Annotated in this window: 23 protein-coding genes and 1 pseudogene; 10 read left to right on the top strand and 14 right to left on the bottom strand. The window is 63.8% G+C overall.

Going from position 1 to position 25496, the window contains the following annotated elements:
* The first annotated feature begins 6 nt into the window (after positions 1–6).
* The 7 genes from ACH2AT_RS00925 to glf all read left to right on the top strand — a co-directional run bounded on the left by ACH2AT_RS00925 (position 7) and on the right by glf (position 10660).
* The gene (locus tag ACH2AT_RS00925; RefSeq protein WP_394962736.1) at positions 7–717 is read left to right on the top strand and encodes a LytR/AlgR family response regulator transcription factor; all 711 of its coding nucleotides are present in this window, start codon (positions 7–9) and stop codon (positions 715–717) included.
* Complete coding sequence (locus ACH2AT_RS00920) at positions 714–2045, top strand: GHKL domain-containing protein (protein ID WP_394962735.1); 1332 nt, start codon at positions 714–716, stop codon at positions 2043–2045. Before ACH2AT_RS00925 ends, ACH2AT_RS00920 begins: the two co-directional genes overlap by 4 nt.
* A 213-nt stretch (positions 2046–2258) precedes the next feature.
* Positions 2259–5213, top strand: a complete 2955-nt coding sequence (locus ACH2AT_RS00915; RefSeq protein ID WP_394962733.1) for a glycoside hydrolase family 3 N-terminal domain-containing protein — start codon at positions 2259–2261, stop codon at positions 5211–5213.
* An 87-nt stretch (positions 5214–5300) separates the two neighbouring features.
* Positions 5301–7724 carry a glycoside hydrolase family 3 C-terminal domain-containing protein gene (locus ACH2AT_RS00910; RefSeq protein WP_394962731.1) on the top strand — a complete coding sequence of 808 codons (2424 nt, stop codon included), beginning with the start codon at positions 5301–5303 and terminating at the stop codon, positions 7722–7724.
* Between the two features lie 67 nt (positions 7725–7791).
* Complete coding sequence (locus ACH2AT_RS00905) at positions 7792–8343, top strand: GtrA family protein (RefSeq protein WP_394962729.1); 552 nt, start codon at positions 7792–7794, stop codon at positions 8341–8343.
* Positions 8344–8534: 191 nt separating this feature from the next.
* On the top strand, positions 8535–9548 hold the full coding sequence (locus ACH2AT_RS00900; protein ID WP_394962727.1) for a glycosyltransferase family 2 protein: 1014 nt from the start codon (positions 8535–8537) through the stop codon (positions 9546–9548).
* An 11-nt stretch (positions 9549–9559) separates the two neighbouring features.
* Positions 9560–10660 (top strand): UDP-galactopyranose mutase, encoded by a 1101-nt coding sequence (glf, locus tag ACH2AT_RS00895; protein WP_394962725.1) that lies wholly within the window; start codon positions 9560–9562, stop codon positions 10658–10660.
* A gap of 85 nt (positions 10661–10745) precedes the next feature.
* Here the strand turns inward: glf and ACH2AT_RS00890 are convergent, their stop codons facing one another.
* The 4 genes from ACH2AT_RS00890 to ACH2AT_RS00875 form a co-directional block, all read right to left on the bottom strand.
* Positions 10746–12641: a CvpA family protein gene (locus ACH2AT_RS00890; protein ID WP_394962723.1), complete on the bottom strand. Its 1896-nt coding sequence runs from the start codon at positions 12639–12641 to the stop codon at positions 10746–10748.
* 97 nt (positions 12642–12738) lie between these two features.
* A complete protein-coding gene (locus ACH2AT_RS00885) occupies positions 12739–13569 on the bottom strand; it encodes a hypothetical protein (RefSeq protein ID WP_394962721.1) in 831 nt (276 codons plus the stop codon).
* Between the two features lie 4 nt (positions 13570–13573).
* Positions 13574–14098, bottom strand: coding sequence for a zf-HC2 domain-containing protein (locus ACH2AT_RS00880; protein WP_394962719.1), 525 nt, complete (start codon positions 14096–14098; stop codon positions 13574–13576).
* Positions 14088–14591: an RNA polymerase sigma factor gene (locus tag ACH2AT_RS00875; protein ID WP_394962717.1), complete on the bottom strand. Its 504-nt coding sequence runs from the start codon at positions 14589–14591 to the stop codon at positions 14088–14090. The genes ACH2AT_RS00880 and ACH2AT_RS00875 overlap by 11 nt, the downstream gene beginning before the upstream one ends.
* Positions 14592–14839: 248 nt before the next feature.
* Between ACH2AT_RS00875 and ACH2AT_RS00870 the strand changes: the two genes are divergently transcribed.
* Together ACH2AT_RS00870 and ACH2AT_RS00865 are read left to right on the top strand one after the other, a co-directional pair.
* Positions 14840–15676, top strand: a complete 837-nt coding sequence (locus tag ACH2AT_RS00870; protein ID WP_394962715.1) for a glycosyltransferase family 8 protein — start codon at positions 14840–14842, stop codon at positions 15674–15676.
* Between the two features lie 306 nt (positions 15677–15982).
* Positions 15983–17794 (top strand): DUF975 family protein, encoded by a 1812-nt coding sequence (locus tag ACH2AT_RS00865; RefSeq protein ID WP_394962713.1) that lies wholly within the window; start codon positions 15983–15985, stop codon positions 17792–17794.
* A gap of 48 nt (positions 17795–17842) precedes the next feature.
* Here ACH2AT_RS00865 and brnQ read toward each other — a convergent pair whose 3' ends face one another.
* The 10 genes from brnQ to ACH2AT_RS00815 form a co-directional block, all read right to left on the bottom strand.
* Positions 17843–19186 (bottom strand): branched-chain amino acid transport system II carrier protein, encoded by a 1344-nt coding sequence (gene brnQ, locus ACH2AT_RS00860; RefSeq protein ID WP_394962711.1) that lies wholly within the window; start codon positions 19184–19186, stop codon positions 17843–17845.
* An 89-nt stretch (positions 19187–19275) separates the two neighbouring features.
* Positions 19276–19794, bottom strand: a complete 519-nt coding sequence (gene bilS, locus ACH2AT_RS00855) for a flavodoxin family protein BilS (RefSeq protein ID WP_394962709.1) — start codon at positions 19792–19794, stop codon at positions 19276–19278.
* Positions 19791–20894, bottom strand: coding sequence for a bilirubin reductase (bilR, locus tag ACH2AT_RS00850; RefSeq protein ID WP_394962707.1), 1104 nt, complete (start codon positions 20892–20894; stop codon positions 19791–19793). The genes bilS and bilR overlap by 4 nt, the downstream gene beginning before the upstream one ends.
* Positions 20887–21306, bottom strand: a complete 420-nt coding sequence (bilQ, locus tag ACH2AT_RS00845; RefSeq protein ID WP_177522196.1) for a bilirubin utilization transcriptional regulator BilQ — start codon at positions 21304–21306, stop codon at positions 20887–20889. The genes bilR and bilQ overlap by 8 nt, the downstream gene beginning before the upstream one ends.
* A gap of 113 nt (positions 21307–21419) precedes the next feature.
* Complete coding sequence (locus tag ACH2AT_RS00840; RefSeq protein ID WP_394962704.1) at positions 21420–22238, bottom strand: MerR family transcriptional regulator; 819 nt, start codon at positions 22236–22238, stop codon at positions 21420–21422.
* 330 nt (positions 22239–22568) lie between these two features.
* Positions 22569–23417: a hypothetical protein gene (locus tag ACH2AT_RS00835; protein WP_394962702.1), complete on the bottom strand. Its 849-nt coding sequence runs from the start codon at positions 23415–23417 to the stop codon at positions 22569–22571.
* Between the two features lie 119 nt (positions 23418–23536).
* Positions 23537–23734: a hypothetical protein gene (locus ACH2AT_RS00830; protein WP_394962700.1), complete on the bottom strand. Its 198-nt coding sequence runs from the start codon at positions 23732–23734 to the stop codon at positions 23537–23539.
* A gap of 12 nt (positions 23735–23746) precedes the next feature.
* Positions 23747–23980 carry a hypothetical protein gene (locus tag ACH2AT_RS00825; protein WP_394962699.1) on the bottom strand — a complete coding sequence of 78 codons (234 nt, stop codon included), beginning with the start codon at positions 23978–23980 and terminating at the stop codon, positions 23747–23749.
* 15 nt (positions 23981–23995) lie between these two features.
* Positions 23996–24442 (bottom strand): flavodoxin family protein, encoded by a 447-nt coding sequence (locus tag ACH2AT_RS00820; RefSeq protein WP_394962698.1) that lies wholly within the window; start codon positions 24440–24442, stop codon positions 23996–23998.
* A gap of 155 nt (positions 24443–24597) precedes the next feature.
* The gene (locus tag ACH2AT_RS00815; protein WP_394962697.1) at positions 24598–24723 is read right to left on the bottom strand and encodes a hypothetical protein; all 126 of its coding nucleotides are present in this window, start codon (positions 24721–24723) and stop codon (positions 24598–24600) included.
* Positions 24724–25297: 574 nt separating this feature from the next.
* On the opposite strand from ACH2AT_RS00815, the pseudogene ACH2AT_RS00810 reads away from it, so the two are divergent.
* Positions 25298–25426 (top strand): annotated as a pseudogene (locus ACH2AT_RS00810) (helix-turn-helix domain-containing protein); the annotation flags it as partial.
* Positions 25427–25496 lie beyond the last annotated feature (70 nt).

The following is a 25496-nucleotide window of genomic DNA, read 5'->3' as shown; positions in this document are numbered from 1 at the left end:
AAGCCCATGATCAGCATCGCCATTGTGGAGGACGAGGACTCCTGCGCGAAGCAGATGGAGGAGTATCTGGCGCGCTTTGCTGCCGAGAGCGGCGAGGCGTTTGAGACGGCGCGCTTTTGCGACGGCGACGAGATTTTGGAGAACTACCGCGCCCAGTACGACATCATCCTGATGGATGTGCAGATGAAGTTCATGGACGGCATGACCGCCGCCGAGGAGATACGCAAGGTGGACCCGGAGGTGGTGATCATCTTCATCACCAACATGGCCCAGTATGCCATTCGGGGCTACGCGGTGGACGCGCTGGACTATGTGCTGAAACCCGTGAGCTACTTTGCCTTCAGCCAGCGGCTGGAGCGGGCCATCGGCCGGATGAAGCGGCGGGCAAGGCGCTACATGACCATCGCCATCCGGGGCGGGGCCCGCAAGCTGGACATCTCCCGCATCCTCTATGTGGAAAGCCAGGGCCACAGCCTGGTGTTCGTCACCGACGGGGAGGAGCACACCACCACCGGCACCATCCGGGAGGTGGAGGAAAAGCTGGAAAGCTACGGCTTTTTCCGCTGCAACAAGGGCTGCCTTGTGAACCTGGAACATGTGGACGGCGTGCGGGACGGCTGCGCCATCGTGGGCGGGCATGCCCTGCCCATCAGCCGGGGGCGCAAGAATGAGTTCCTGGCGGCGCTGACCGACTATGTGGGCGAGGTGGTCAAATGAACCCGGGCGGACTGGCGGACATCCCCCGCCTGTACACGGCGCTGGCGGAGTGGCTGGCCTGCCTTGTCTACATCCTCTCGCTGCTGCCCGCCAAGCGGGGCAGCCTGCGCTTCTGGGGCCTTGCGGCGGCCATGCTGGCGGTGCAGAGCGCCTTTCTGGTGGCCACCGACGATGTGCCTCTGCCCCTGTGGATCCCCTGCATGCTGGCGGCCATCGGGCTGATGTTCCTGTTTTTGCTCCTGGCGTGCGGCCGGGGCGCGCTGAACGCCGGCTACTACACCGTGCGGGCCTTCATCCTGGCGGAGTTCGGCGCTTCGCTGGAGTGGCAGCTGTACTATCACTTTGCCAATCTGGCGGGGCAGGACAGCTTCCTTGCCCGGCTGGCCTGCCTGGCGGTGGTCTACGCCGTGGTGTTCGGCCTGATGTTCCTGCTGGAAGCCCGCAGCCACACGGCGGAGCACCCCATCGCCATCACCCCGCGGGAGCTGGCCAACGCCGCCATCATCGGCGCGTCTGCCTTCCTCATCAGCAACCTGAGCTACACCCAGGCGGACACCCCCTTCAGCAGCCAGTACGTGAGCGACATCTTCAACATCCGCACGCTGGTGGACCTGGGAGGCATCGCCATCCTCTATGCCTACCACCTGCAGCGGGCGGAGCTGCAGATGCGCCATGAGCTGGAGACCATCGACAGCATCCTGCGCAGCCAGTACGCCCAGTACCAGCAGTCGCGGGAGAGCATCGACCTCATCAACCGCAAATACCACGACCTCAAGCACCAGATCGCCGCGTTGCGGGCCGAGCCGGACGCCGAGCGCCGCAGCGCCTGGCTGGACGAGATGGAGAGCGACATCAACGCCTACGAGGCCCAGAACAAGACCGGCAACCAGGTGCTGGACGTGCTGCTCACCGGCAAGAGCCTTTACTGCCAGAAGCACGGCATCCACCTCACCACGGTGGCCGACGGCACGGTGCTGGCGGGGGTGAGTCCCATGGATCTGTGCACCCTGGTGGGCAACGCGCTGGACAACGCCATCGAGAGCGTGAAGAAGATAGAAGACAGGGAAAAGCGCCTCATCCACGTGGCGGTGTCCCGCCAGAAGAACTTCGCGCTGCTGCGCTTCGAGAACTGCTTTGAGGGGGAGCTGACCTTCGAAAACGGCCTGCCCCGCACCACCAAGGGCAACACCGACTACCACGGCTACGGCCTCAAGAGCATCCGGCGCACCGCCCAGAAATACGGCGGCACCGTGACGGTGAACACCCGGAAGAACTGGTTCGAACTCAAGATCCTGCTGCCGCTGGCGGAAGCGGCGCAGGAAGAATAAAAAAGAAAGAAAAAAGCCCGGCTTGTGCGTGTTACACAAACAAGCCGGGCTTTTCGTTGCAAATTTGCACAAAGCGTTTTCCCGTTTGTGCCGTAAAAATGGCAGTTTGTACCTTTGGCGGCTTCAATGATAAAATCTGTGTTAAAGTATAAACCGTGACAACGCGCGGGCAAAAAGGCGCCCGGCGGAAGATACACAAGGAGGAATCGCAACATGTTAGCCATCAACATTCAAGACGTGATCAACGTTTTGGCCAGCGTCAAGACCCACTTGATCGTGCTGGGCGTTGCTCTCGTCGTCGCGCTGGCGGTGATCATTGCCTGCAAGGCACTGCCCGCCGCGAAGAAGAAACTCGTCCGCAGCAGCGCCCTGGTGGCGCTGGGCCTGGCGGTCATCATCGTGGTGAACGCCATCTGCTTCGGGCCCATGTTCACCATGATCAACCTGGCCATGGGCGGCGGCTCCATCACCGAGGAGAGCATGGCCGAGGCCTACGAGGTCAACACCGAGCTGGTGAGCGAAGGCGTGACCCTGCTGGAGAACAACGGCGCCCTGCCCCTGGCCGGCGGCGCCAACGTGAACGTCTTCGGCTGGGCTTCCACCGCCCCCGTTTACGGCGGCGTGGGTTCCGGCGCGCTGAACGACCAGTACGCCGTGACCGACCTCATCACCGGCCTGACCAACGCCGGCCTGAACGTCAACCAGGACCTGGTGGACTTCTACGAGGCGTATCAGGCCGAGCGCCCCAGCGTGGGCATGTGGGCCCAGGACTGGACCCTGCCCGAGCCCAACGTCAGCGCCTACACCGATGAACTGATGGCCTCCGCCAAGGAGTTTTCCGACACCGCGCTGGTGGTCATCTCCCGGCCCGGCGGCGAGAACGCCGACATGCCCACCGACATGGCCGCCGTCGTGGACGGCAGCTGGCTGGAACGGGACGCCACCACCGGCAACTCCTACTTCAACGGCGTGTATGACGACACCCTGAACGAGGGCAACGACTGGGACGAGGGCGACCATTACCTGCAGCTGAGCAACCGCGAGGAAGAGATGCTGCAGATGGTGTGCGACAACTTCGACAAGGTCATCGTGCTCATCAACACCAACAACGCCATGGAACTGGGCTTTTTGGAAGAGTACGGCGTGGACGCCGCTGTCTACGCTCCCTGCCCCGGCCAGAACGGCTTTGACGCCGTGGGCCTGGTGCTGGCCGGTGCGGTGAACCCCTCCGGCAAGACCGTGGACACCTTCCTCTACGACCTGTTCAACACCCCCATCGTCAACAACTTCGGCCAGTTCATGTACGACAACATGGACGAGCACGCCGTAATCTCCACCAACTTCTCCACCGGTGAGGAAACCACCGCCCTGCCCAGCTTCGTGAACTACGTTGAGGGCATCTACGTGGGCTACAAGTTCTACGAGACCGCCGCCGCCGAGGGCCTGATCGACTACGACTCCACCGTCATGTACCCCTTCGGCTACGGCCTTTCCTACACCACCTTTGAACAGACCATGGGCGACATCACCGTGGACGGCGATACCATCAGCTTTGATGTGACCGTCACCAACACCGGCAGCGTGGCCGGCAAGAACGTGGTGGAGGTCTTCTATAATCCGCCCTACACCAACGGCGGCATCGAGAAAGCCACCGCCAACCTGGTGGCCTTTGACAAGACCGACATCCTGGAGCCCGGCGCTTCCCAGACCCTGACCATCAGCTTCAAGGCGGAGGACATGGCTTCCTACGACACCTACGGCGAGGCCGCTTACGTGCTGGAGGCCGGCGACTACGTCATCAGCATCAACTCCGACTCTCACACCGTGCTGGACAGCCGCGTGTACAATGTGCCCGAGACCATCGTTTACGATGAGGGCCGTTCCAACGACCTGACCGCTCCCACCAACCAGTTCGAGAACGTGGAGGGCGACGTTACCTACCTGTCCCGCGCCGACCACTTCGCCAACTACGCCGAGGCCACTGCCGCTCCCGCCAGCATGTCCATGAGCGAGGAGGACAAGGCTACCTTCCTGAACAACGCCAACTACGACCCCAACAACTACAACAACGCCGACGACGTGATGCCCACCACCGGCGCCTCCAACGGCATCCAGCTGGTCCAGATGCGGGGCGTTGCCTATGACGATCCCCAGTGGGATACTTTCCTGGATCAGCTCACCGTCTCCGAGATGAGCGAGCTCATCGCCATGGGCGGCTACCAGACTGCTCCCATCAACAGCATCGGCAAGGTGCAGACCTACGACTGCGACGGCCCTGCTTCCATCAACAACAACTTCACCCAGCAGGGCTCCATCGGCTTTGCCGGCACCGTGATGATGGCTTCCACCTGGAACACCGACACCGTTTACAAGTTCGGCGCTTCCATCGGCCGCATGGCCGACGACCTGGATGTGTCCGGCTGGTACGCTCCTGCCATGAACATCCACCGCTCCGCGTTCAGCGGCCGTAACTTCGAGTACTACTCTGAGGACGGCGTGCTCAGCGGCAAGCTGGCCGCCCAGGCCGTGCAGGGCGCCGAGAGCCACGGCGTGTACTCCTACATCAAGCACTACGCCCTGAACGACCAGGAGACCAACCGCAACACCATGCTCTGCACCTGGGCGAGCGAGCAGTCCATCCGCGAGATCTACCTCAAGCCCTTTGAGCTGGCCGTGAAGGAAGGCGGCGCCGACGCGGTGATGTCCTCCTTCAACTATATCGGCACCGAGTGGGCCGGCGCTTCCAACGCCCTGTGCAACACCGTCCTGCGGGACGAGTGGGGCTTCGTGGGCATGGTCCTCACCGACTACTTCGGCGTCTACGGCTACATGGACGCTGACCAGGCCATCCGCAATGGCACCGACTTCTGCCTGGTGAACTACCCCACCGAGACCAACTACCTGACCGACACCACCAGCGCCACCGGCGTGCTGGCCGCCCGTCAGGCCTGCAAGAACATCCTCTACACCGTGGTCAACAGCCGCGCCTACGCGGAGGAGAACCTGAACCCCGGCCTGCCCACCTGGCAGCTGATCGGCTACGGCATCGACGCCGTGCTGGTGCTGGTGCTGGCGGCCCTGGAGATCAAGGCGGTCAAGAACTACAAGCGCCGCGTTTCCGAGCAGCCCGTTGTGACCGTGTCTGAGGGCGAGGGCGCCGCCGAATAACAACCTTTCGCTTTTACGGTCTTTCCGGGGCGGGGCCTTCGGGCTCCGCCCCCTGGCCGTAAAGCCCGGCAGAGCAAGGAGCGAACAATGAAACACAAGGAACTCATCGAGCAGATGACTCTGGAGGAGAAGTGCGGCCTTCTGTCCGGCCGGGATATCTGGAGCACCCGCCCCGTCCAGCGGCTGGGCGTGCCCGCCATCTACCTGTCCGACGGCCCCACCGGCATGCGCAGGCAGATGGGCGAGGGCGACCATCTGGGCCTGAACGCCAGCCTGCCCGCCACCTGCTGGCCCACCGCCGTCACCGTGGCCTGCACCTGGGACCCCGCCCTGGGCGAGGAACTGGGCGCGGCCCTGGGCGAGGAGGCGGTGGCGCAGGGGGTGAGCGTGGTGCTGGGCCCCGGCCTCAACATCCAGCGCAGCCCTTTGTGCGGGCGCAACTTTGAGTACTTCTCCGAGGACCCCATCCTGGCGGGAAAGCTGGCCGCAGGCTACATCCGGGGCATCCAGAGCCGGGGCATCGCCGCCTGCCCCAAGCACTTTGCCGCCAACAGCCAGGAGACCCTGCGCATGGTAAGCGACAGCGTGGTGGACGGGCGTACCTTCCGGGAGATCTATCTCACCAACTTCGAGATCGCCGTCAAGGAAGGCAAGCCCAAATTCATCATGTCCTCCTACAACCGGATCAACGGGACCTACGCCAACGAGGACAAGGCCCTGCTCAGCGACATCCTGCGGAACGAGTGGGGCTTTGAGGGCGCCGTGGTCACCGACTGGGGCGGTTCCAACGACCATGTGGAGGGTGTGCGCGCGGGCAGCCATCTGGAGATGCCCGGCACCGCCGGCGACTCCGACCGCCAGCTGGCCGCCGCCGTGAAGGCGGGCGTCATCGGCGAGGAGGTGGTGGACCAGCGGGTGGACGAACTGCTGGACGTCATCCTGGCGGTGGCCCCGAAGGAAAAGGCCGACGGCAGCTTTGACAAGGAAGGCCATCACGCCCTGGCCGCCAGGGTGGCGGAAGAGGCCGTGGTGCTGCTGAAGAACGAGGAGAACATCCTGCCCCTGGCCGCCGGCGCGAAGGTGGCCGTCATCGGCGACTTTGCCGCCATCCCCCGCTACCAGGGCGCGGGCAGCAGCCTGGTGAACCCCACCAAACTGGAGTGCGCCCTGGACGTGCTGGACAAGATGCCCCTGGAGAGCGTGGGCTACGCCCAGGGCTTTACCCGGGCGGACGCGGCGGACAAGGCCCTCACCGAGCAGGCCGTGGCCCTGGCGGGGCAGGCGGACACCGTGCTGCTCTACATGGGCCTGCCCGAGATCAGCGAGACCGAGGGCCTGGACCGGGAGCATATGCGCCTGCCGGACAATCAGGTCCAGCTGCTGAAGGCTGTGGCCGCTGCCAACCCCAACGTGGTGGTGGTCCTGGCCGCCGGCAGCCCGGTGGAGACCCCCTGGCTGGAGCACTGCAAGGCCCTGGTCTACACCGGCCTGTGCGGGCAGGCGGGCGCTTCGGCCGCCCTGCGGGTCATCACCGGGCAGGTGTGCCCGGGCGGCCGCCTGAGCCAGACCTGGCCGCTGGAATGGGCCGACGAGCCGGTGAGCCACTACTGGCCCGGCCGCCAGCGCACCGCCGAATACCGGGAGGGCCCCTTCGTGGGCTACCGCTGGTTTGAAACGGCGAACAAGCCCGTGCGGTTTGCCTTCGGTTACGGCCTTTCTTACACCACCTTCGCTTACAGCGACCTTGCGGTGAGCGAGACCGAGGTCAGCTTCACCCTCACCAACACCGGCAGTGTGGAGGGCGCCGAAGTGGCGCAGGTCTACATCGGCAAGCCCGGCAGCGCCATCCTGCGGCCGGCCAAGGAACTCAAGGCGTTTGCCAAGGTGCGCCTGGCGGAAGGGGAGAGCCGCCGGGTCACCATCCCCCTGGACGACAAGGCCTTCCGCTGGTACGATGCGCAGGCCGGGGCCTGGAAGGTGGAGGGCGGCGAGTACACCGTGATGGTGGGCTCCAGCTGCGCCGACATCCGCCTGTCCGGCAGCGTGAACGTGGCGGGCGAGGCCGTGCAGGCCACCGCGGACAAGGAAGCGCTGGCCTGCTATTATGACCTCAAGCTGGACGATGTGCCCGACGAGGCCTTTGCCGCCCTGCTGGGCCGCCAAGTGCCCGAAGGCAAATGGGACGAGACCAGGCTGCTGGAGATGAACGACGCCATCTGCCAGATGTACTACGCCAAAAACCCCATCGCCCGGCTGGCGGGCCGCATCCTGACCAATATGAAGGAAAAGAGCATCGCCCAGGGAAAACCCGACCTGAACATCCTGTTCATCTACAACATGCCCTTCCGCGGCATCGCCAAGATGATGAACGGCATGGTGAGCATGGAGATGGCCGAGGGCATCCTGGTGATGGTCAACGGCCACTTCTTCAAGGGCCTGGGGCAGGTCTGGCGCGGCTGGCGAAGCCTTTCCCGCATCGCCAAGGCCGAGAAAAAGTCCGCGCAGGGCTGAGCCCCTCGCCGCGGCAAGGCGCAGAACAGCCTGGAAGAACGCCTGGTACAAGGAGGAAACACCAACAATGAAGCTTTGGAACGACTTTGCGGATCAACACCCCGCCGCCGCCAAATGGGTGCGGGAGGGCGGCCTGTTTGTCATCGTCAGCAACCTGATCACCGTGTTCAAGTATCTGATGCTGCAATTTCTGCCCGCGGCCTTCGCGGGCCTGGGCGACACCGCCTTCGGCTGGCCGGGCATCCCGGTCACCCTCTTCGGCGAGACCTTCGAGTGGAACATCCTGGGCTACGACCAGGCCCACGGCGGCCTTGCCTACTTCTGCGCCTACATGGTGGCCATGGTCATCGGCGAGATGATCAACTTCCCCATCCAGCGCAGCTTCGTCTTCCGCTCCAAGGGCAAGATCGGCCCTCAGATCGCCTGGTATGTGGCGGCGTTTATCGTCATCACCTGCATCGTCAACTCCATCAACTGTGTCTGGGTGGCGGTGGCCGGCCTGCTGGTGCCCGACTTCATCTACAACATCGGCACCACCGTGCTCAACGGCGGCATCTCGATGGTGGTGTTCTTCTTCGTGAACAAGAAGATCTTCCCCGAGAGCGCAAAGGCTGCCTGAGCGCCGTTCGGGCCTGGAATGAAAAAACGGGCGCCCCTGCATCGTTATAGGTGCAGGGGCGCCCGTTCCTTTTTTTGCCCGGCAGGAAAAAGTGCAAATTTTGTGCCCCATTTTTCCAAAAATCGTGTATAATATCTGTGTGCAGCCTTTTGGCGCGCACGGCAACAACAAATCGAAGGAGGACGAAAAGCGTGAAGCTTCTGTCCATTGCAGTCCCCTGCTACAACTCCCAGGACTACATGCGCCACTGCGTGGAGACGCTGCTGCCCGGCGGCGACGAGGTGGAGATCCTGGTGGTGGACGACGGTTCCAAGGACGGCACCGCCGCCATCGCTGACGAGCTGGAAGCGAAGTATCCCGGCATCGTCCGGGCCATCCATCAGGAGAACGGCGGCCACGGCGCGGCGGTGATGGCCGGCCTGAAAAACGCCACCGGCCTCTACTTCAAGGTGGTGGACTCCGACGACTGGCTGGACGAAGAGGCCTACCCACGGGTGCTGGACGCCCTGCGCGGCTTTGCCCAGGGCGAGCCGGTGGACCTGCTGGTCTGCAACTACATCTACGACAAGGTGGGCGCAAAGCACAAAAAGGTGATGGAGTACCGGGGCGTGCTGCCCGAGGGCAAGCCCTTCACCTGGGCCGAGGCGGGCCACTTCCGCAAGGGCCAGTACATCCTGATGCACTCGGTCATCTACCGCACCCAGCTGCTGCGCGACTGCAAGCTGGACCTGCCCCGCCACACCTTCTATGTGGATAACCTCTATGTCTATGTGCCCATGCGCTGGGTCAAGACCCTCTACTACCTGGATGTGGACCTCTACCACTACTACATCGGCCGCAACGACCAGTCGGTGAACGAGACGGTGATGATCCGCCGCATCGACCAGCAGCTGCGGGTGAACAAGCTGATGCTGGAGCAGGTGGACCTGAAGGCGGTGAAGGAGCCCCGGCTGCGCAAGTATCTGTTCAACTATCTGGAGATCATCACCACCGTCTCCTCCATCCTGCTCATCCGGGGCGGCGAGGCGGAGCATCTGGAGAAAAAACGCCAGCTGTGGCAGTACATCCGTTCTTCTGACCCCTGGGTCTACAAAAAGCTGCGCTGGGGGCTCTTTGGCATCGTGATGAACCTGCCCGGCGCGGCGGGCCGCGCCATCGCTGTGGCGGCCTACAAGATCAGCCAGAAATTGGTCGGCTTCAACTAAGGAGGAGCAGGATGAAAGAGCACTACGACTATCTCATCGTGGGCGCGGGCCTTTACGGCGCGGTGTTCGCCCAGAAAGCCATGGAGGCGGGAAAGACCTGCCTCGTGCTCGAAAAGCGGGACCACATCGCCGGCAACATCTACACCGAGGCGGTGGAGGGCATCCAGGTGCACCGCTATGGCGCGCACATCTTCCACACGAGCAACAGCGAGGTGTGGGAGTATGTGAACCGCTTTGCCACCTTCAACCGCTATACCAACAGCCCGGTGGCCAACTACAAGGGCGAAATTTACAACATGCCCTTCAACATGAACACCTTCAACAAGATGTGGGGCGTCATCACCCCCGCCGAGGCCCGGGCCGAGATCGAGCGCCAGCGGGCCGCCCGCTATGTGGCCGAGCCCAAAAACCTGGAGGAGCAGGCCATCAATCTGGTGGGCACCGACATCTACGAGAAGCTGGTCAAGCACTACACCGAAAAGCAGTGGGGCCGCCCCTGCACCGAACTGCCCGCCTTCATCATCAAGCGGCTGCCGGTGCGTTTTGTCTACGACAACAACTACTTCAACGCCCTGTACCAGGGCATCCCCGTGGGCGGCTACACCGCCATGGTGGAGAAGATGCTGGCGGGCGCCCAGGTGCGCCTGGGCGTGGACTATCTGGCGGACAAGGCCGCCTGGGACGCTTTGGCCGGCAAGGTGGTCTACACCGGCCCCATCGACGCCTACTTTGGCTACAGGCTGGGGGCGCTGGCCTACCGCAGCGTGCGCTTTGAGACCGAGACGCTGGACATGGAGAACTACCAGGGCAACGCGGTGGTGAACTATACCGACGCGGAGACCCCCTACACCCGCATCATCGAGCACAAGCACTTCGAGTTCGGCGCCCAGCCCAAGACGGTCATCAGCCGGGAGTACAGCGCCGAATGGAAGGTGGGGGACGAACCCTATTACCCCGTGAACGACGAGGCCAACGGCGCGCTGTACCAGCAGTACAAGGCGCTGGCCGAGGGCGAGGAGAAGGTGATCTTCGGCGGCCGGCTGGGCGAGTACAAGTATTACGACATGGACCGGGTCATCGAGGCCGCCCTGGCCGCCTGGAAGGCGCAATAAGTTTTTTTGGCAAGAGAAAAGGCCGCTTCGGGAATTTCCCGAAGCGGCCTTTTTGCTGTGTTTGCGCGGCCCTGCGCCCTTGCTCTCAGGCGGCGGGGGCCGCTTGCGGCTGGGCGGCCTCTTCCTGCCTGGGGGCATCTTCCTGCCCGGAGGCATCGCCGCCGGTCTCGCCCTCGCCGGCGGGCAGCGCCGGGCTGGTGCTCACGGCGGCGCGTTCCACCGACGTGCCGGAGAGGATGCTGCCCTCCTCGCCGGGGGCGTAGGTGATGGTGACTTCATCGCCCACGTTCAGGATGACGGCGACGGGGCTGTCGGCGGCGCTGACGGCGTAGAACACGTCCCCGCCTTCAAGGCGCAGGAAGTAGTAGCTGTTGCCGTCCATCACGGCGGTGCGGATCTCGGCAAGAACGCCGGAGACCTCGCTGTGCTCTGCATCGGGCACCTCGGCCTCGCCGCCCGCGATGAGGCCGTTCTCCGCCAGCGCGCGGCGGTAGTTGGCCTCGCAGTCCGCCACCGTCTGCCCGGTCTCCACGATCTGATACTGCTGCACGTTCACCATGGCGTACATCTTCACCAGCCCGTCGTCGCCCTTCAAAGACATGAAATAGGTGGGCTGGTCGGCGATGTTCAAAAGCAGGGGGAAGGTGGCCACATAGCGCATCTGCTGCACCTGGCTTTGGGCGGAGGCCTGGGCCGAGGCCTCGGTGGCGCCCGCCACCGGGTAGAAGAAGGTCTCCTTGGTGCGCTGGTTGCTCAAAAGGAAGCCGATGTTGGACTGGTCGCTGGTGACCGAGGTCACGCCGGTGTACATATACACGTCGTCGTTGATGGCGATGTAGTTATAGCCCTCGGTGGTCTGGGTCACGTCCCGCTGGCCGAAGATGGAGTTCAAAAAGCCGTTCTGATACAGGCCGTAGTAATCGTACTGCTGCATGATGAGGTCGGAGGCATACACCCGGTCCACCCAGCTGGGCACGTCCTCATAGGCGTAATAGGTGCTTTCACCGGTGATGGCGTTCACCAGCACCGCGCCCTGGATGTCGGTGCCGCCGAACAGGCCGATGGTCTTGACCACCCGGCTGCACACCCAGTAAGGGGTGCCTTCGTCGTCGATCTCAAACACCGGCTGGGCGAACATCATGGTGGGGAAGTGGAACCGCAGGTGGCGGTAGAGGTTGCGCCCGAAGTGCTCGGCGGTGGTGTATTTCATGCCTTCGTCCAGGCGCACCACCTCCGCCTCCTGGGTCACCATGTCGATGATGAGGTAGGCGGGCAGGCCCTCGGCGCGGTTGGTGAACCATTTGATGAGGTCGCCGTAGGCAAGGCTGGTCACCCGCACCGGGCGGCCCTGGTAGTTGATCTGGGTGTAGGTGGGCAGAATTTCAAACTGGCTCACCATGTCTGCCAGTTCGCCCAGCTTGCGGCTGCCCAGGCGCTGGGCGCTGTCGGCGTCCAGCATGGGGATCTGGTCGTAGCGGATCTCGTCCACCTCGCTGGCAAAGTCGCCGGTCTTGACCGTGAGCAGCTTGGAATAGCTGCCGGCGCGGAGCACCTCCCAGGAGAGCAGCGAGCCCACCAGCGCCACCGCCACCAGACCCACCACCACAAAGAAGGGCAGGGTGCACTGCTTTTTCACAAAGGTGAAGTAGCCCTTGGGGTTGCCGCTCTCAAAGCCGGAGGTGAAGATGGCCATGCCGCAGTACACCGCGCAGAGCAAAAAGACGAAAACATAGAACTCCCTCGCCTGGAGGTTCAACGCCGGCAGCTCCAGATAAAAATAAACAAGGCCGAAGGCCAGCGTCACCAGCAGGTTCACCAGCACCCGCGCCACCGGGCTTTTCACCAAAACGCGCCGGGGCTTGCGGGGGGCGCGGCGGGGCTGGCCGCCGGGGGAGCCGCCGGGGCCGCCCATGCCGCCCATCGAAAAGCCGAAGATGCTGCCGAAGGGGTTGTCGGAATTGAACTGAAACGGAGAAGCCAAATGATTCCCGCCTTTCTTCAAAAAAATAATGCTTATCATACAGCATACCCGAAAACCGCCCCCAAATCAAGAAGGGGGCGGCGGGGGGATGGTAAACTTATTGTAAATTCTCCTCGTTGCGCTTGGCGTTTTCCGCGTCCTTGGCGGCGTAGTAGGCTTTCGCCTCGGCGTCCGCCGCCTCCACCCGCTCCACAAGGCCCTCCTCCCGGATGTCTTCACAGGCAAAGTACCGCAGCTGCACGTCGCCCTCGGGCAGGCGGCCGTCCTCGGTGAGGGGGTGCTCCAGCACGAAGTCGATGCAGTAGAAGGGGATGTTTGCCTCGTCCAGCGCCCGGCGGGTATCCAAAAGAATTTGGGCCGCCTCTTCCACGCTCACCTCCTCCTGCCGCACATACAGGGTCAGCCGCCCGCAGGCTTTGCCCAGCTGGCGAATGTCGTAGTCGCCGTCCAGCTCCAGGTCGCTGTAAAGGATATAGGGCGGCCAGGGCTCGCCGTACTCATGTTCCATCCAAAGGTCGCCAAAGCCGATGAACACGTTGTAGCCAAAGTCCGGGTCGTCCAGCACCGTATCCACCAGGGCGCGGTATTCGCCGTTCAGCCGCTCCCAGGTGTTCCAGCCGCTCTCCACCGAGTGGTAGCCGTCCCACAAAATGCGCCCGGTCATGGAAAGGCCCAGGGTGAAGTGGCTGTCGATGCTGGTGGGGGAGACGACGGCGGCGGTGTAGCCGCCGAATTTGAAGCTGTAATTCACCGACTCCACTTGATAATCCGCGCCGGGGTACTGGCCGGCAAGATACTCCCGGGCGGCGCGGGCAGCCAGAAATTTGGACACCGGGTTGCCCAGCAAGCCGTTCGAGAACCACAGCACCCCCGCCAGCAGAGCCAGGGCGGCGGCGAAGGCCGTCAGTTTGAGAATGTGTTTTTTCATGGCGTCAGCCCTCCTTTTTCAGCGCGAAGTGGAACAGCCCCGCGATGGCCACCCCCACCAGCGCCAGAACGCAGTAGATGGCGGCCCAGATGAGATAACCCGGCAGGGGCGCGGCCTCCACGCCCCAGCCCCAGCACAGCACCCAGCAGACGAGGCTCATGCCCGCCAGCAGGGGCGGCAGCACCGCCGCCGCCTTCCAGTGCCAGACGTAATAGGCCGCCGCGCCCATGGCGGGCATCAGCAGACTGTTGTAGAACATGTTCATGCTGCCGGAAAGCCCCATGCCGAACAGGGCCCCGGCCAGCAGCACCACCAGAGCAAAGCCCCGCAGGGTGCGGCGCACCCGCCGCAGAAGGGCGTCGCCGTCCGGGGCGGGGGGCGGCGGCACGGCCCCGGCGGCCAGGGCGCGGCAGTCCGGGCAGCGCTCCAGATGGGCGGCCACGGCGGTGCGGCTGGCCTCGCTGGCCACACCGTCCTCCACCAGGGGCAGAAGGTCCTTGCAGATTTCGCAGCCGATGTCACCGTTCATAGTATCCCTCCTGTTCCAGCGCGGCGCGGATGCGCTTTTTCACCCGAAAATCAATGACCCGGGCGGAGGATTCGCTCACGCCGCAGGCAAGGCCGATCTCATAAAAGGAGTATCCCTCCAGGCGCATGGACGCGATCTTCTGGGACCGGGGCGGCTCGGCGGCCAGCAGCGACCGCACCCGGGCGAAGAGTTCGGCGGCGTCCGCCCGGGCCGCGGGCCCCGGCTCGCCGCACTCCAGAAATTCGCTCAGCGCCTCGGTCTCCGGGCGGCGTTTTTTCCGTTTCAGCCAGGCGAACCACCGGCGGCGGGCGATGGCGAACAGCCAGGTCTTGCAGTCCGCCTCGCCCCGGAAGGAGGCGAAGGAGCGCACCGCCTCCAGAAAGGTCTCGCCCGTCAGGTCCTCCGCCAGGGCGGCGTCGCGGCACAGGCTGAAAAGATAGGTGTAAACATCCCGGTGAAAGGCGCTGAACAGTTCTTCCAGCGGTGTGCCCATGCCGCCCGCCCCCTTTCACCCCATTTGTGGCCCGAGCGGGCCGTTTCGTTACACATGCCTTTGAAACTATTATAATTTGCCGTGCAAAGCCGCGCAACCGAAAGAAAAGCGCGCCGGCCGGGGGCGGCGCGCGGCTGCATGAACAGGGCAGGGCGGGCATAGAGTTTTGAATGGGTGGTGGAAACGGCGGCCAAAATGGAGTACTATTAAAAAAGGGCGGCAAGCCGCCCACAGGAGGACTGAGCAAAATGAACGAGATCAACATCCTTGTGACCTTGAATGAGCGTTACCTGCCGCCGCTGCAGGTGCTTTTGACCTCGCTGCGCACCGCCCACCCAAACGAGCCGCTGACGGTGTGGCTGCTGCACAGCGGCATCAGGCCCGGCGCGCTGGAAACGGTGGAGCGCCAGTGCGGGCGGCTGGGGCTGACCCTGCGCTGCCTGACGGTGGACCGGACGGTGTTCGGCGCGGCCCCCGTGACCCGGCAGTATCCCCAGGAGATGTATTACCGGCTGCTGGCGGGATGCTTTTTGCCCAAGGAGCTGGACCGGGTGCTCTATATCGACCCGGACACCCTGGCGCTCAACTCCCTGCGCCCTCTGTGGGAAACGCCGCTGGAGGGCAGGCTGTTCGCCGCCGCCTCCCACACCGGCAAGACCGGCCTGATGAACAACATCAACCAGGTGCGCCTGGGCACCGACTGCAAATACTTCAATTCCGGCGTGCTGCTCATCGACCTGAACGCCGCCCGGGCGCAGGTGCGCCCCCAGGACATCTTCCGCTATGCCGGGGAGAAGGGCAAAGCGCTGCTGCTGCCGGACCAGGACATCCTCAACGCCCTTTACGGCGACAGGACCCTGGAACTGGACGACACCCTCTGGAACTACGACGCCCGCAACTACAACGCCTATCTGCTGCGCAGCGGCGGCGTGTGCGACATGGACTGGGTGATGCGCAACACCGGCATCCTGCACTTCTGCGGCAAATCCAAGCCCTGGAGGCCCGGCTATGTGCGTCGGTTCGGCATCCTCTACAAGCACTACATGCAGCTGACAAGGCGCACCGGGGCATATCTGGGCAGCTGAGCGGCAGTGAAAAACAAAGAGCAGGCCCCCTGCCGCACATTGCGGCAGGGGGCCTGCTTTATTCCGCGTTCAGGGCCGCATTTGAGAATGATTCCGGCCAAGCAGCTCATTGCACCATGGCTTTCAGGGCGCTTTACCCCCTTTATGAAAATTTCATTGGACGGGCGGCCGGATTTTTCCTGCGGATGGATGGCGGACCGCTTGCCTTTTGGCGCGGCATATCATATACTGTCTATACTGATTTGGAAGGGGAGGAGAGCGGGCGTCTGCCCGCCCGGTGCTGCGGCAATGAGCGAGAGAAAGAAAATGAAAAGCCAGGCAAAGACCTGCCTGAAAAAACACTGGTTCATCTTTGCAGCCGCCTGCCTGATCGCGGCCTTCCTGGGCTCGGAGTTCTCCGGCGCGCTGGGTTTTTCCACGGTCCGAAGCCTGGGGGCGGCCGGCCAGAGCAGCGCGCCCAAGACTCAGGTGACGGAAAACTCCTGGGAGGGCATCCTGGCCACCATCGCGGAAAACGACCTGCAGGCCGGGCGGGACGCGGCGGACCGGGCCCAGCAGGCGGCGGTGGAGGCCGCCCGAAAGGGCGACCCGGCCTTTGGGCGCACCCGGGGCGTGCTGTCCGAGGTGGTCAACCAGATCACCTCCGGCTCCATCGTGGTCACGGCAGCGGCGGCGGCCGCCTCCATCACCGGCTCGGAGAGCGGCGGCGTGGCGCTGCTGGTGGCGGCGTTCGCGCTGGGCCTGGCGGTGTTCTGGTTCTTCATCCAGAACGTGTTCCCGGTGGTGATGCGCCGGGTCTTTCTGGAGGGCATGCTCTACGACCGGGTGACCCCCCAGCGGTTTCTGTTCCTCATCCGGGTGCGCCGCTGGCGGCGGGCCGCCTGGACCATGTGCGTGAGATACGTGCTGTACCTGCTGTGGTGCCTCACGGTGGTGGGGGGCGTGGTGAAGCGCTATTCCTACTTCCTGGTGCCCTACATCGTGGCGGAAAACCCGGACATGAGCGCCCGGCAGGCCATCGGCCTCTCCCGCCGGATGATGCGGGGCCACAAGTGGGAGTGCTTTGTGCTCGAACTGTCCTTCATCGGATGGGACTTGCTGGGCATTCTCACCCTGGGGGTGAGCGACGTGCTGTTCACCAACCCTTACAAAGTGGCCTGCTTCACCCGCTACTACGCCCGGCTGCGGGCCCTGGCCATCCTGAATGGCCTGCAGGACGCGAAGCTTTTGAACGACGACTATCTCTATGAAAAAGCGCCTGCCGGCGCCATCGCCAAAAAATACGGCGACGTCATCCGGGTGATGAACGCCCCCGATGGCGAGCGGCACAGCCTTTCCGGCTGGCGGGGCGTGCTGGCGGACGACTTCGGCGTGCTGCTGTTCCCCCGGGAGCAGGACCGGGTGGCCGAGGCCAGGCGGGCGGACCGGGTGCGGCTGTTCGCGCTGATGGACGACGTGGAGGGCACGGCCTATCCCGTGCGGCTCTATCCCCTGCCGGAAGAGGAGCGGCAGAAGCTGGTGGAATCGCTGAACTACATGCGGCGCTATTCCGTCTGGTCGCTGCTGGCCATCTTTTTGAGCCTCTCGGTCTTCGGCTGGCTGTGGGAGGTGGGCCTGCATCTGGTGTCCACCGGCGAGCTGGTGAACCGGGGCGTGCTTCACGGGCCCTGGCTGCCCATCTACGGCACCGGCGCGGTGCTCATGCTCACGGTGCTTTACCGGCTGCGGGGCCGGCCTGGGCTGGAATTCCTGGCCACCATCCTGCTGTGCGGCACGCTGGAGTACGTGACGTCGCTGGTGCTGGAACTGGCCACCGGCGGCACCCAGTGGTGGGACTACAGCGGCTATTTCCTCAACCTGAACGGGCGCATCTGCGCCGAGGGCCTGCTGGTGTTCGGCGTGGGGGGCCTGGCGGTGGTGTACATGGCGGCCCCGCTGCTGGACGCGGCCCTTGCCCGCGTGGACCGAAAACTGCTGGTGACGGTGTGCACCGTGGCGGCTGCGGCCTTTTTCTGCGACGCGGTCTGGTCCCAGTTCGAGCCCAACACCGGACGGGGCGTCACCGACATCGAGGGCGGCCCCCCGGCCTCCGGCTATGTGCAGCAGGCGGAAAACTGACAGAACGAAAAACTTCCCGGTGGGTCCCACCGGGAAGTTTTTTGTGTCTCAGGCCGCGCGCCGGGGGCGTTTGGCCAGCGCAAGGCCGATCAGAAGGCCCGCCAGCGCAGGCGTCACCCAGCCGAAGCCCTTGTCTGCCAGGGGCAGCCACCGGGCAAGGCCCGCTACCGGAGCCAGCAGCCGGGCCGCCGCCGAACCCTGGGGCAGCGCGCAGACCAGGTCCAGCACCGCCGCCGGGATGGTGAAGCCCACCGTCCAGGCCAGCACGGTGCGGTGGCTGCCGAACAGGCGGCCGAACAGCGTCAGCAGGATGAGCACGATGGACAGGGGATAAAGGAACATCAGCACCGGGGCGGTCCAGGCCAGGATGGCGTCCAGCCCCAGGTTGGCAATGGCAAAGGAGAACAGGCAGAAGCCCGTGGCCCAAACCGGGTAGCGGGGCCCGCGGGGGAACATCTGCACAAAGGCCTCGCCGCAGCTGCTCACCAGCCCCACCGCGGTCTTGAGGCAGGCCACCGTGACCGTGGCCGCCAAAATCAGCGCGCCCGCGCTGCCGAAATAGTGCCGGGCGATCTGGGCCAGGGCCTCGCCGCCGTTGGCCGCGGGCTCGAAAAGCCCGCGGCTCTGGGCGGCCATCACCGCCACCAGAACGTAGATGAGGCCCATCAGCAGCGCGCTGAACACCCCCGCGCCCACGGTGCTTCTGGCCACCTGGCCGGGCTCGGCGACCCCCAGCCGGCGGATGGCGTCCACCACGATGATGCCGAAGGCAAGCCCCGCCAGCGCGTCCATGGTGTTGTAGCCCTCCAGAAAACCGGCGGCAAAGGCGTCTGCCGCATAGGCGCCCACGGGGGCCGCGGCGCTCACCGCGCCCAGGGGCGAAATCAGCGCCCGCACCACCAGCACCGCCAGAAAACACAGAAACAGCGGATTGAGCACCTTGCCGATCCAGGTGAGCAGCTCGCCCGGGCGAAGCGAGAAAAACAGCACCGCGCCGAAGAATGCAAGGGAGAAGAGCGCCAGCGCCGCCCGCTGGCCCGCCCCCGGCAGCAGCTGCTGCACGCCCACCGTGTAGGAGACGGTGGCGCAGCGGGGAATGGCGAACAGCGGCCCGATGGTGAGATACAAAGCGCAGGTGAAGAACAGGCCGTAGCGGCGGCCCACCCGGCTGCTCAGCTCCAGCAGGCCGTCCGCCCGGCTGACGCCCAGGGCGGCCACCCCCAGCAGGGGCAGGCCCACGCCGGTGATGAGCAGGCCGGCGCAGGCCAGCCACACGCTGCTGCCCGCCAGCTGGCCCATGGCGGCGGGGAAGATAAGGTTCCCGGCGCCGAAAAACATACCGAACAGCATGCTGGCCACCGCCAGCAGCTGCCGCATCGTGAGCTTTTTCATGTTCCACCGCCTTGTGCCGTTTTTTGTCGGATACAAGGAGAGTATACCGCATCCGCCCCCGCTTGGCAAATCCGTACCCTTCTGAAAATTCAATGCTGACGTTCATTCCCGCCGGCGGCCAGAACGGCCTTTTTCAGCCCATCCAGGTCCGCCGTGTCGGGGTGGGAGAGGGCATGGTCGAAGTTCTCGATCATGGCCTCCAGATTGGGGGCGTGGTCCGGGGCGGCCAGCATCGCCTCGTAGCGCCGGCGCACCGCCTGGGGCATCTTGCCCTGGCACATGTAGCTGCCCACCAGGGTGCAGCCCTGGCCCAGGTTCGCCTGCACCCGCTTCAGCACCGCCTGGAAATAGGCGGGCTGGCTGCCGAACCCGGCGGTGCCGAACAGGAACACTTCCTTGTGCTCCACAGTGGCGAGAAAAGCCGCCAGCGCTTCGTCGCAGCTGCCCTTGTCGGTCCAGAAGCCGACGTACAGCCGGTCGGCCACCAGCGCCGCCGCGTCGGGGCCGCCGAAGTAAAGGCAGTCCTCCGCAGGCAGAGCGCTTTGGATGGCACGGGCAAGCAGTTCGGTGTTGCCGGTGCGGCTGGAATAAACGATGGCATAACTCATTTTCTGTTGCCTCCTTGAAAAATGCAGCGAACGCCCTTGCGCTCCATCAGGCCGCTCAGGCAGCCCTTGTTGCGCCGCACGCAGCGGCGCGCCCCGGTGGCACGGCCGCCGAGCACCTTGTTGGGCCAGTCGGGGTCGGCGATGAGCTGGCGGCTCATGGCGGCGCAGTCGATGCGGCCTTCGGCCAGCTGCCGCTCCACGAAGTCCGGGTCGGTCAGCCCGCCCACGCCGCACACCGGCAGGCGGGTGTACTGCCGCACCATGTCGCACAGGAACAAAAAGCAGCCTTCCTCCCCAAAGTCCGGGTGGTTCGCCGGGGGGATGGTGTCCGTCAGGGCGCTGTGGTTCGCCAGCGTCACATGGAAGCTGGTCACGCCCGCGGCCTCCAGCATCGGCACGGCCACCGCCAGCTCGTCGGGCAGAAGGCCCGCCCGGCCGTAGTTTTCCAGCCGCACCACCAGCTTGAAGTCGATGGGCAGGTCCGGCTGGCTGGCCCGCACCGCCTCCACCGCCTCCCGGGCAAAGCGCAGGCGGTTTTCCAGGCTGCCGCCGTAAGCGTCGGTGCGCCGGTTGAACAGGGAGGAGGCGAAGCTGCCGCACATCCTGTCGCCGTGCACCTGCACCAGGTCGAAGCCCGCCCGGCGGGCCTGGGCGGCCGCGTCGCCGAAGGCGGCGGTGATGCGCTTCACCTTTTCGGCGGGCAGGCCGGTGATGTAGGGACCGGCCGCGTCGTTCAGCTTTTGCCGCAGCTCGTCCGGGCTGATGCGCCGGGTCAGCAGGGCGGGCAGGTATTTCACCATCGCTCCCAGGTCCGAATCCGACTGATGCAGCTGCGCCCCCGCCAGGCACCCCTCGCTGTGCAGCGCGCCGGTGAGCCGCCGGTAGTGCTCAAACCCTTTTTTCGAAAACAGGCTGCCGAAGCCCTTCTTACCAACCGGCACGTCGCCCACCCAGGCCAGGGCGCAGCCTCCGGCGGCGATGCGCCGCAGCAGTTCCTCCTGCTGCGGTTCCGCAAGGCCCAGGGTGGTGGGGGCGAACACGATGCGGTTTTTCAGCCGCAGGCCCCCCAGCTCCAGCGGCCGCCCGATGGCCTCATACATGGCGCGGGACCTCCCGGCCCGGGGTCAGCTTGCGCAGCAGGGCGAACAGGGTCTGCCGCTCCTCTTCGGTGAGAACGGCCAGCCGCTTTTCGTCCCAGTCGAAGAACACCTGATGGCTGATGGCAAAGGCCTCCCGGCCCTTCTCGGTCAGGTCCAGCTGGTAGCGGCGGCCCGCCTTCTCCTTGGTGAGAAAACCGTTCTCAACCAGCTTGGTGATGCACCGCTGGGAGTGGCCCCAGTCCAGATGCAGCGCCTCGGTCAGGTCCGAAGGCGTGGTGCCCGGGTGCTTGCCCACATAGATCAGAAAGAACAGCAGGCCGAAGTGCAGGCCCAGTTTTTCCAGCTTCTCGCTGGTGTAGGCGGTGAAATCCCGGTAGAACACCGAGGAATGATAAGCCAGTGTGTCAAACATTGTTCCCGCTCCTTTCGTCACTTGACAAGGTCAAGTATACACCGTCATTTGACTTTGTCAAGTGAAATCTGCAAAAAAATTTTGCCCCGCCGCAAAGGACAGGGCAAAAGGGGTCAGCGGATGTAGAACATGATCTTGGTGATATACTCGTTCTCGTCGTAGGACGAAAGGTAGTCGTTGATGCAGAACTCATAGGAATCGGAGACGATCTCCAGCCCGTTTTCGTCGCAGAAGCGCAGCAGCTCCTGATAGGAGCGGCCCATGGAGGCGTAGTCGCCGAAGTGGTACAAACTGACGCACCGCCCGGCGGGCAGCTGGCGGATGTTGCTGGCCAGCGGGGTGTTCTCGGTGAGCAGGAACGCCAGCGACGCCTGGATGAAATCGCCCCGGCGCACCCGCTCCAGCGGGACCGACACGCCGCACTGAAAGAAGATGGGCAGCTGCTTTTCAAAGGAGGCGGCAAAGCACTTTTTGGTGGCGATGCTCACTTCCCGGGGGCTGTAAGGGGGCTGCACCGGCTCGTAGAGGATATACTGGCCCTCCGCCCGCCCCACATGCACCGCCGCGCGCTGCTGGCGGAAGGAGTTGGCGCGCTCCATCTGGTCGCAGCGGTGGGCCAGCCGGCTGCGGATGAGGTTCAGTTCGGCGATCTGCTGGTCGATGCGGGTCAGCTGGCTGCGCAGAAGCACCAGACTGCTGTCGATGGTGTAGTGCTTCATGTGCTCCTGGATCTCCTTCAGCGAGAAGCCGATTTTTTTCATGATGAGGATGGTGTCCAGAAAATCCAGCTGGGCGGCGCTGTAGTAGCGGTAGCCGTTGTCCGGGTCCACCCAGGCCGGGCGGAACAGGCCGATCTTGTCGTAAAAGATCAGGGTCTGCTTGGAGATGTTCTGATACTTCGCAAGTTCGCCGATCGAAAAAAGATTTTCCATACAGCCTCCTTGACATTATAGTTACTATATCCTTTATTATAGCCCCGGAGGACCCCGGCATCAAGAAGGTTATATCGTGACCCAGGCGTTTTCAAGGCCAATGGGCTTGCGGGCGGCATCTGAAACGCCTGCTGCCCGGCGTTCTGGCCATGCCCTTCTCCGAAGCGGCGGCCGTTCTTGTGACGGCGAGGCTTTTCTGCATGCAGGGCAGGCCGCCGGCGGCCACGGCGCAAAGCGCGCCGCAGGAAAAGCAGGAAAGCCCGCAGAGCCTTGGAAACACCGGCCCTGCGGGCTTTTGTGACGGGGGAAGCGGCGGGGACACGCCTGCTTTCAGTCTGCCGCCGCGGGGGAAAACCAGCGGCGGGCAAAGGCGCCCGCCGGGCCTTCCTGGCCTGGGAGAAGATGGAAATACAGATGCTCCCCGTCCTCCAGGGCGCGCAGATAAAGGCCGCTGCCCTTGCCGCGGGGCAGGGGCTTGACCCGGAGGGAACAGGGGGAGGACTTCGGCATATAGAGCGCGGAGGTGCCGTAAAAGTCGGTGAGGATGCACACAAGCCCCGCGTCCGTCATGGCGCAGAAGCACTCGGGGTCAGGCCGGCGCTGGAGAAGGTAGAGCAGGTTTTGGTGTTTGCCCCGCAGGAAGATATGATCCAGGATCCGGCCGCCGAAGCGATAGGCCAGCAGAGAGGTGTAGTACATGGCGTAGCTCTCCTGCAAAAGCTGCGCAAACGCAGAGGCGTCGGGATGCCGCAGGGGCGGCCGGCGGCCGGCGGGCTGGCCCAGCAGGAGGCTGAGGACAGGGTAGAGCTGGTCCTCTTTTGTCTTGTTGTAGGAAAAGCCGGCCCGTCCGCCCTCTTTGAGCCGGACGGTGACCGTGCATTTTATCAGCTGAACGGAATAACCGACCTGCGCCACGTCGCCGGGCCGGATGCGCCACACATCCAGTCTGCCGCCGGCCATGCGCTGGAGACAGACCTCGCCATCGAACCAGGCGGCGGCATATTCCGGCGCGCCGGAGTACTGATGGATGCGGGGGATGAGGGTGACGTTGCCCGGCGGCATGCCCGCGGCGTTCCAGCCCGCCAGCGCGGCCTGGAAGGGGACGGGCACCTCGCTCCAATCGTACATCCGCCTGGGCCAGGAAGCGAGGGTCGGCCGGCGGTCTTCGAGCATATTCATGGGGGCTCCTTCCGTGTGTTTACCGGGGCATAAACTGGGCTTTTATGGCATCCAGAATTTTTGGAATGGCCGCAGACAAGCGATTCGTGAAAGGCACATGCGGGCACAGCGGCTCCACTTCAAAGCGTCCCCTCATGTGCAAGCACATGCCCGGTGATGAACGGCTGCAATTTTTTTGAGTGCTGCCAGCTGCTGTGCGAGATCGTGCCGCAGCCGATCAGTATAGACGCCGCTGGAAGCAAGCTGAAAAACCGTCTGAAAAACTTCGGGTAAAAAACAAGCTTCTCATGGTTTGCAAACGATTTGGCAGGAATCATTTTCCTTCCACCTCAGTCCGCCGGCAGATACACCCCGAACACGCCGTTTGAAAACTCCCCGCCGGCAAAGCGGCGGACGACGCCGTCGATCTCCACCTCATAAACATGGAACACCTTTTCCACGCCGTGGCGGGAGTCGGTGACGGTGGCGGTCTCTTTGCAATTCCGCCAGGGATATTTGAAAATATTCACGCCAAAAGCTCTGCACTCCCCGGTGGGGCCGGCGGTCTCAAATTTCCAGTCCATCCTTTTCCCCCTGTGTCACGTCGTCTCAAGCCCCCGGAAAAACGCCCGCGCATTTTCCAGATCTTCCGCGCTGGGCCGGCCCTTGGCAAGGCCGCCCACCAGCTTGAAGGGGCCGAAGGTGTCGTAGCCCTTGCAGCTGAATTCGCCCAGCACCGGGCAGCTTTTTTCCGCGGCGATCTGAGCCAGCACTTTTGCGCCGGTGCCCTTTGCGCCGCCGTAGGTGTAGACGAAGAACACCGGCTTGCCCGCGGGCAGATACTGCCGGGCGAAAGCGGCCACCGATTCGTGCATCTCAAAGCCGTAGATGCCGGAGGCAAAGCCGATGAGGTCGTATTCTTCCAGCCGCACCGCCTGCCGGGTGCGCACGTCGATGAGGTCGGCATTTCCCGCCTCGGCCATGGCCTCCACCACCTTGCGGGTGTTGCCATGGTGGCAGGAAAGATAGCAAATTGCCGTTTTCATTGTTCATTTCCTCCTTGATGGGTCCAGTTGAAGTCGTTGCGATAGATCATCCAGCGGCTCATGCCTCCATTTCGGTCCTCCTTATGGCGTTGAATGGCGGCCGCGACGGGCTCAGTCCGGCTGCTGGCCGTCGTGGGCCTGCCACTGGCACTCGGTCATCTCCATCTGCGAGAACACCGCAGGCCGGTGTAGGGCTGCGTGGTCATTCCGATCCGGTCCGCCGCGATGCGGTACTGCTTCGGCGGCCGGGTCCAGACCAGCTTGTTGACATCAAAATTCATAACAGAGGTCCCCCTTATCATGATTCTATTGTATCACGATCACCCAGAACGGTGCTATTCAATGCACAACCATTGAATGCCCTCCGCCGCCCGTTCTGCAGGGTGATCATGGTGGCCGCCGCGGTTCAGCCGGAAGGTGGTGCAAAGCCCCTTGTCACGGTAAAAGCCGCAAATTGCCTCGGTGTTTTCCTGCACCGTTTGCAGCACAGGGTTCTTTGTCCGGCTTTCTCTGTCGCCCACGGAAAAGAAAACACGGCCTGGCTGACCCTTGAGCTCATGGGAGAAAACATACTCCCGGAACCCGGGGAACCAGAGCGAGCCGGAAACGCTTGCCGCGCGGGAAAACACATCCGTTCCATAAAGGGCATACAGCGCGAACAGCCCCGCCAGGGAATAAACGCTTCTCCTTTTCATCCTCTCGTATATATCCTATTGTAGTATGAAATCCGAAGCACAACAAGCGTCACCCGCAAAAAAAGTCGCGTCAGGGCGGCAAGGGCATACTCAACCACCGGTTGGGTGCAGGAACGGCGGCGCGGCGTTATAATAGAGAGGCAAAAGGGAGGGACAAGCGATGAACAACCAAGCCACCGGCGCGCTGATACGGGAACTGCGCAAAGAAAAAGGACTGACCCAGAAGGAGCTGGCCCAGCGCCTGCATGTGACGGACCGGGCGGTCTCCAAATGGGAACGGGGAGTTTCCCATAGTTAAGGATACCACACCACAAACCCACGCTTACATTACTTCCAGAACATTAAATTTTGGAGGTACA

The sequence above is a fragment of the Candidatus Allofournierella excrementigallinarum genome, assembly GCF_944388085.1.
Lineage (GTDB): Bacteria > Bacillota > Clostridia > Oscillospirales > Ruminococcaceae > Allofournierella_A > Allofournierella_A excrementigallinarum.
This window is presented reverse-complemented; position numbering and strand designations above follow the sequence as displayed.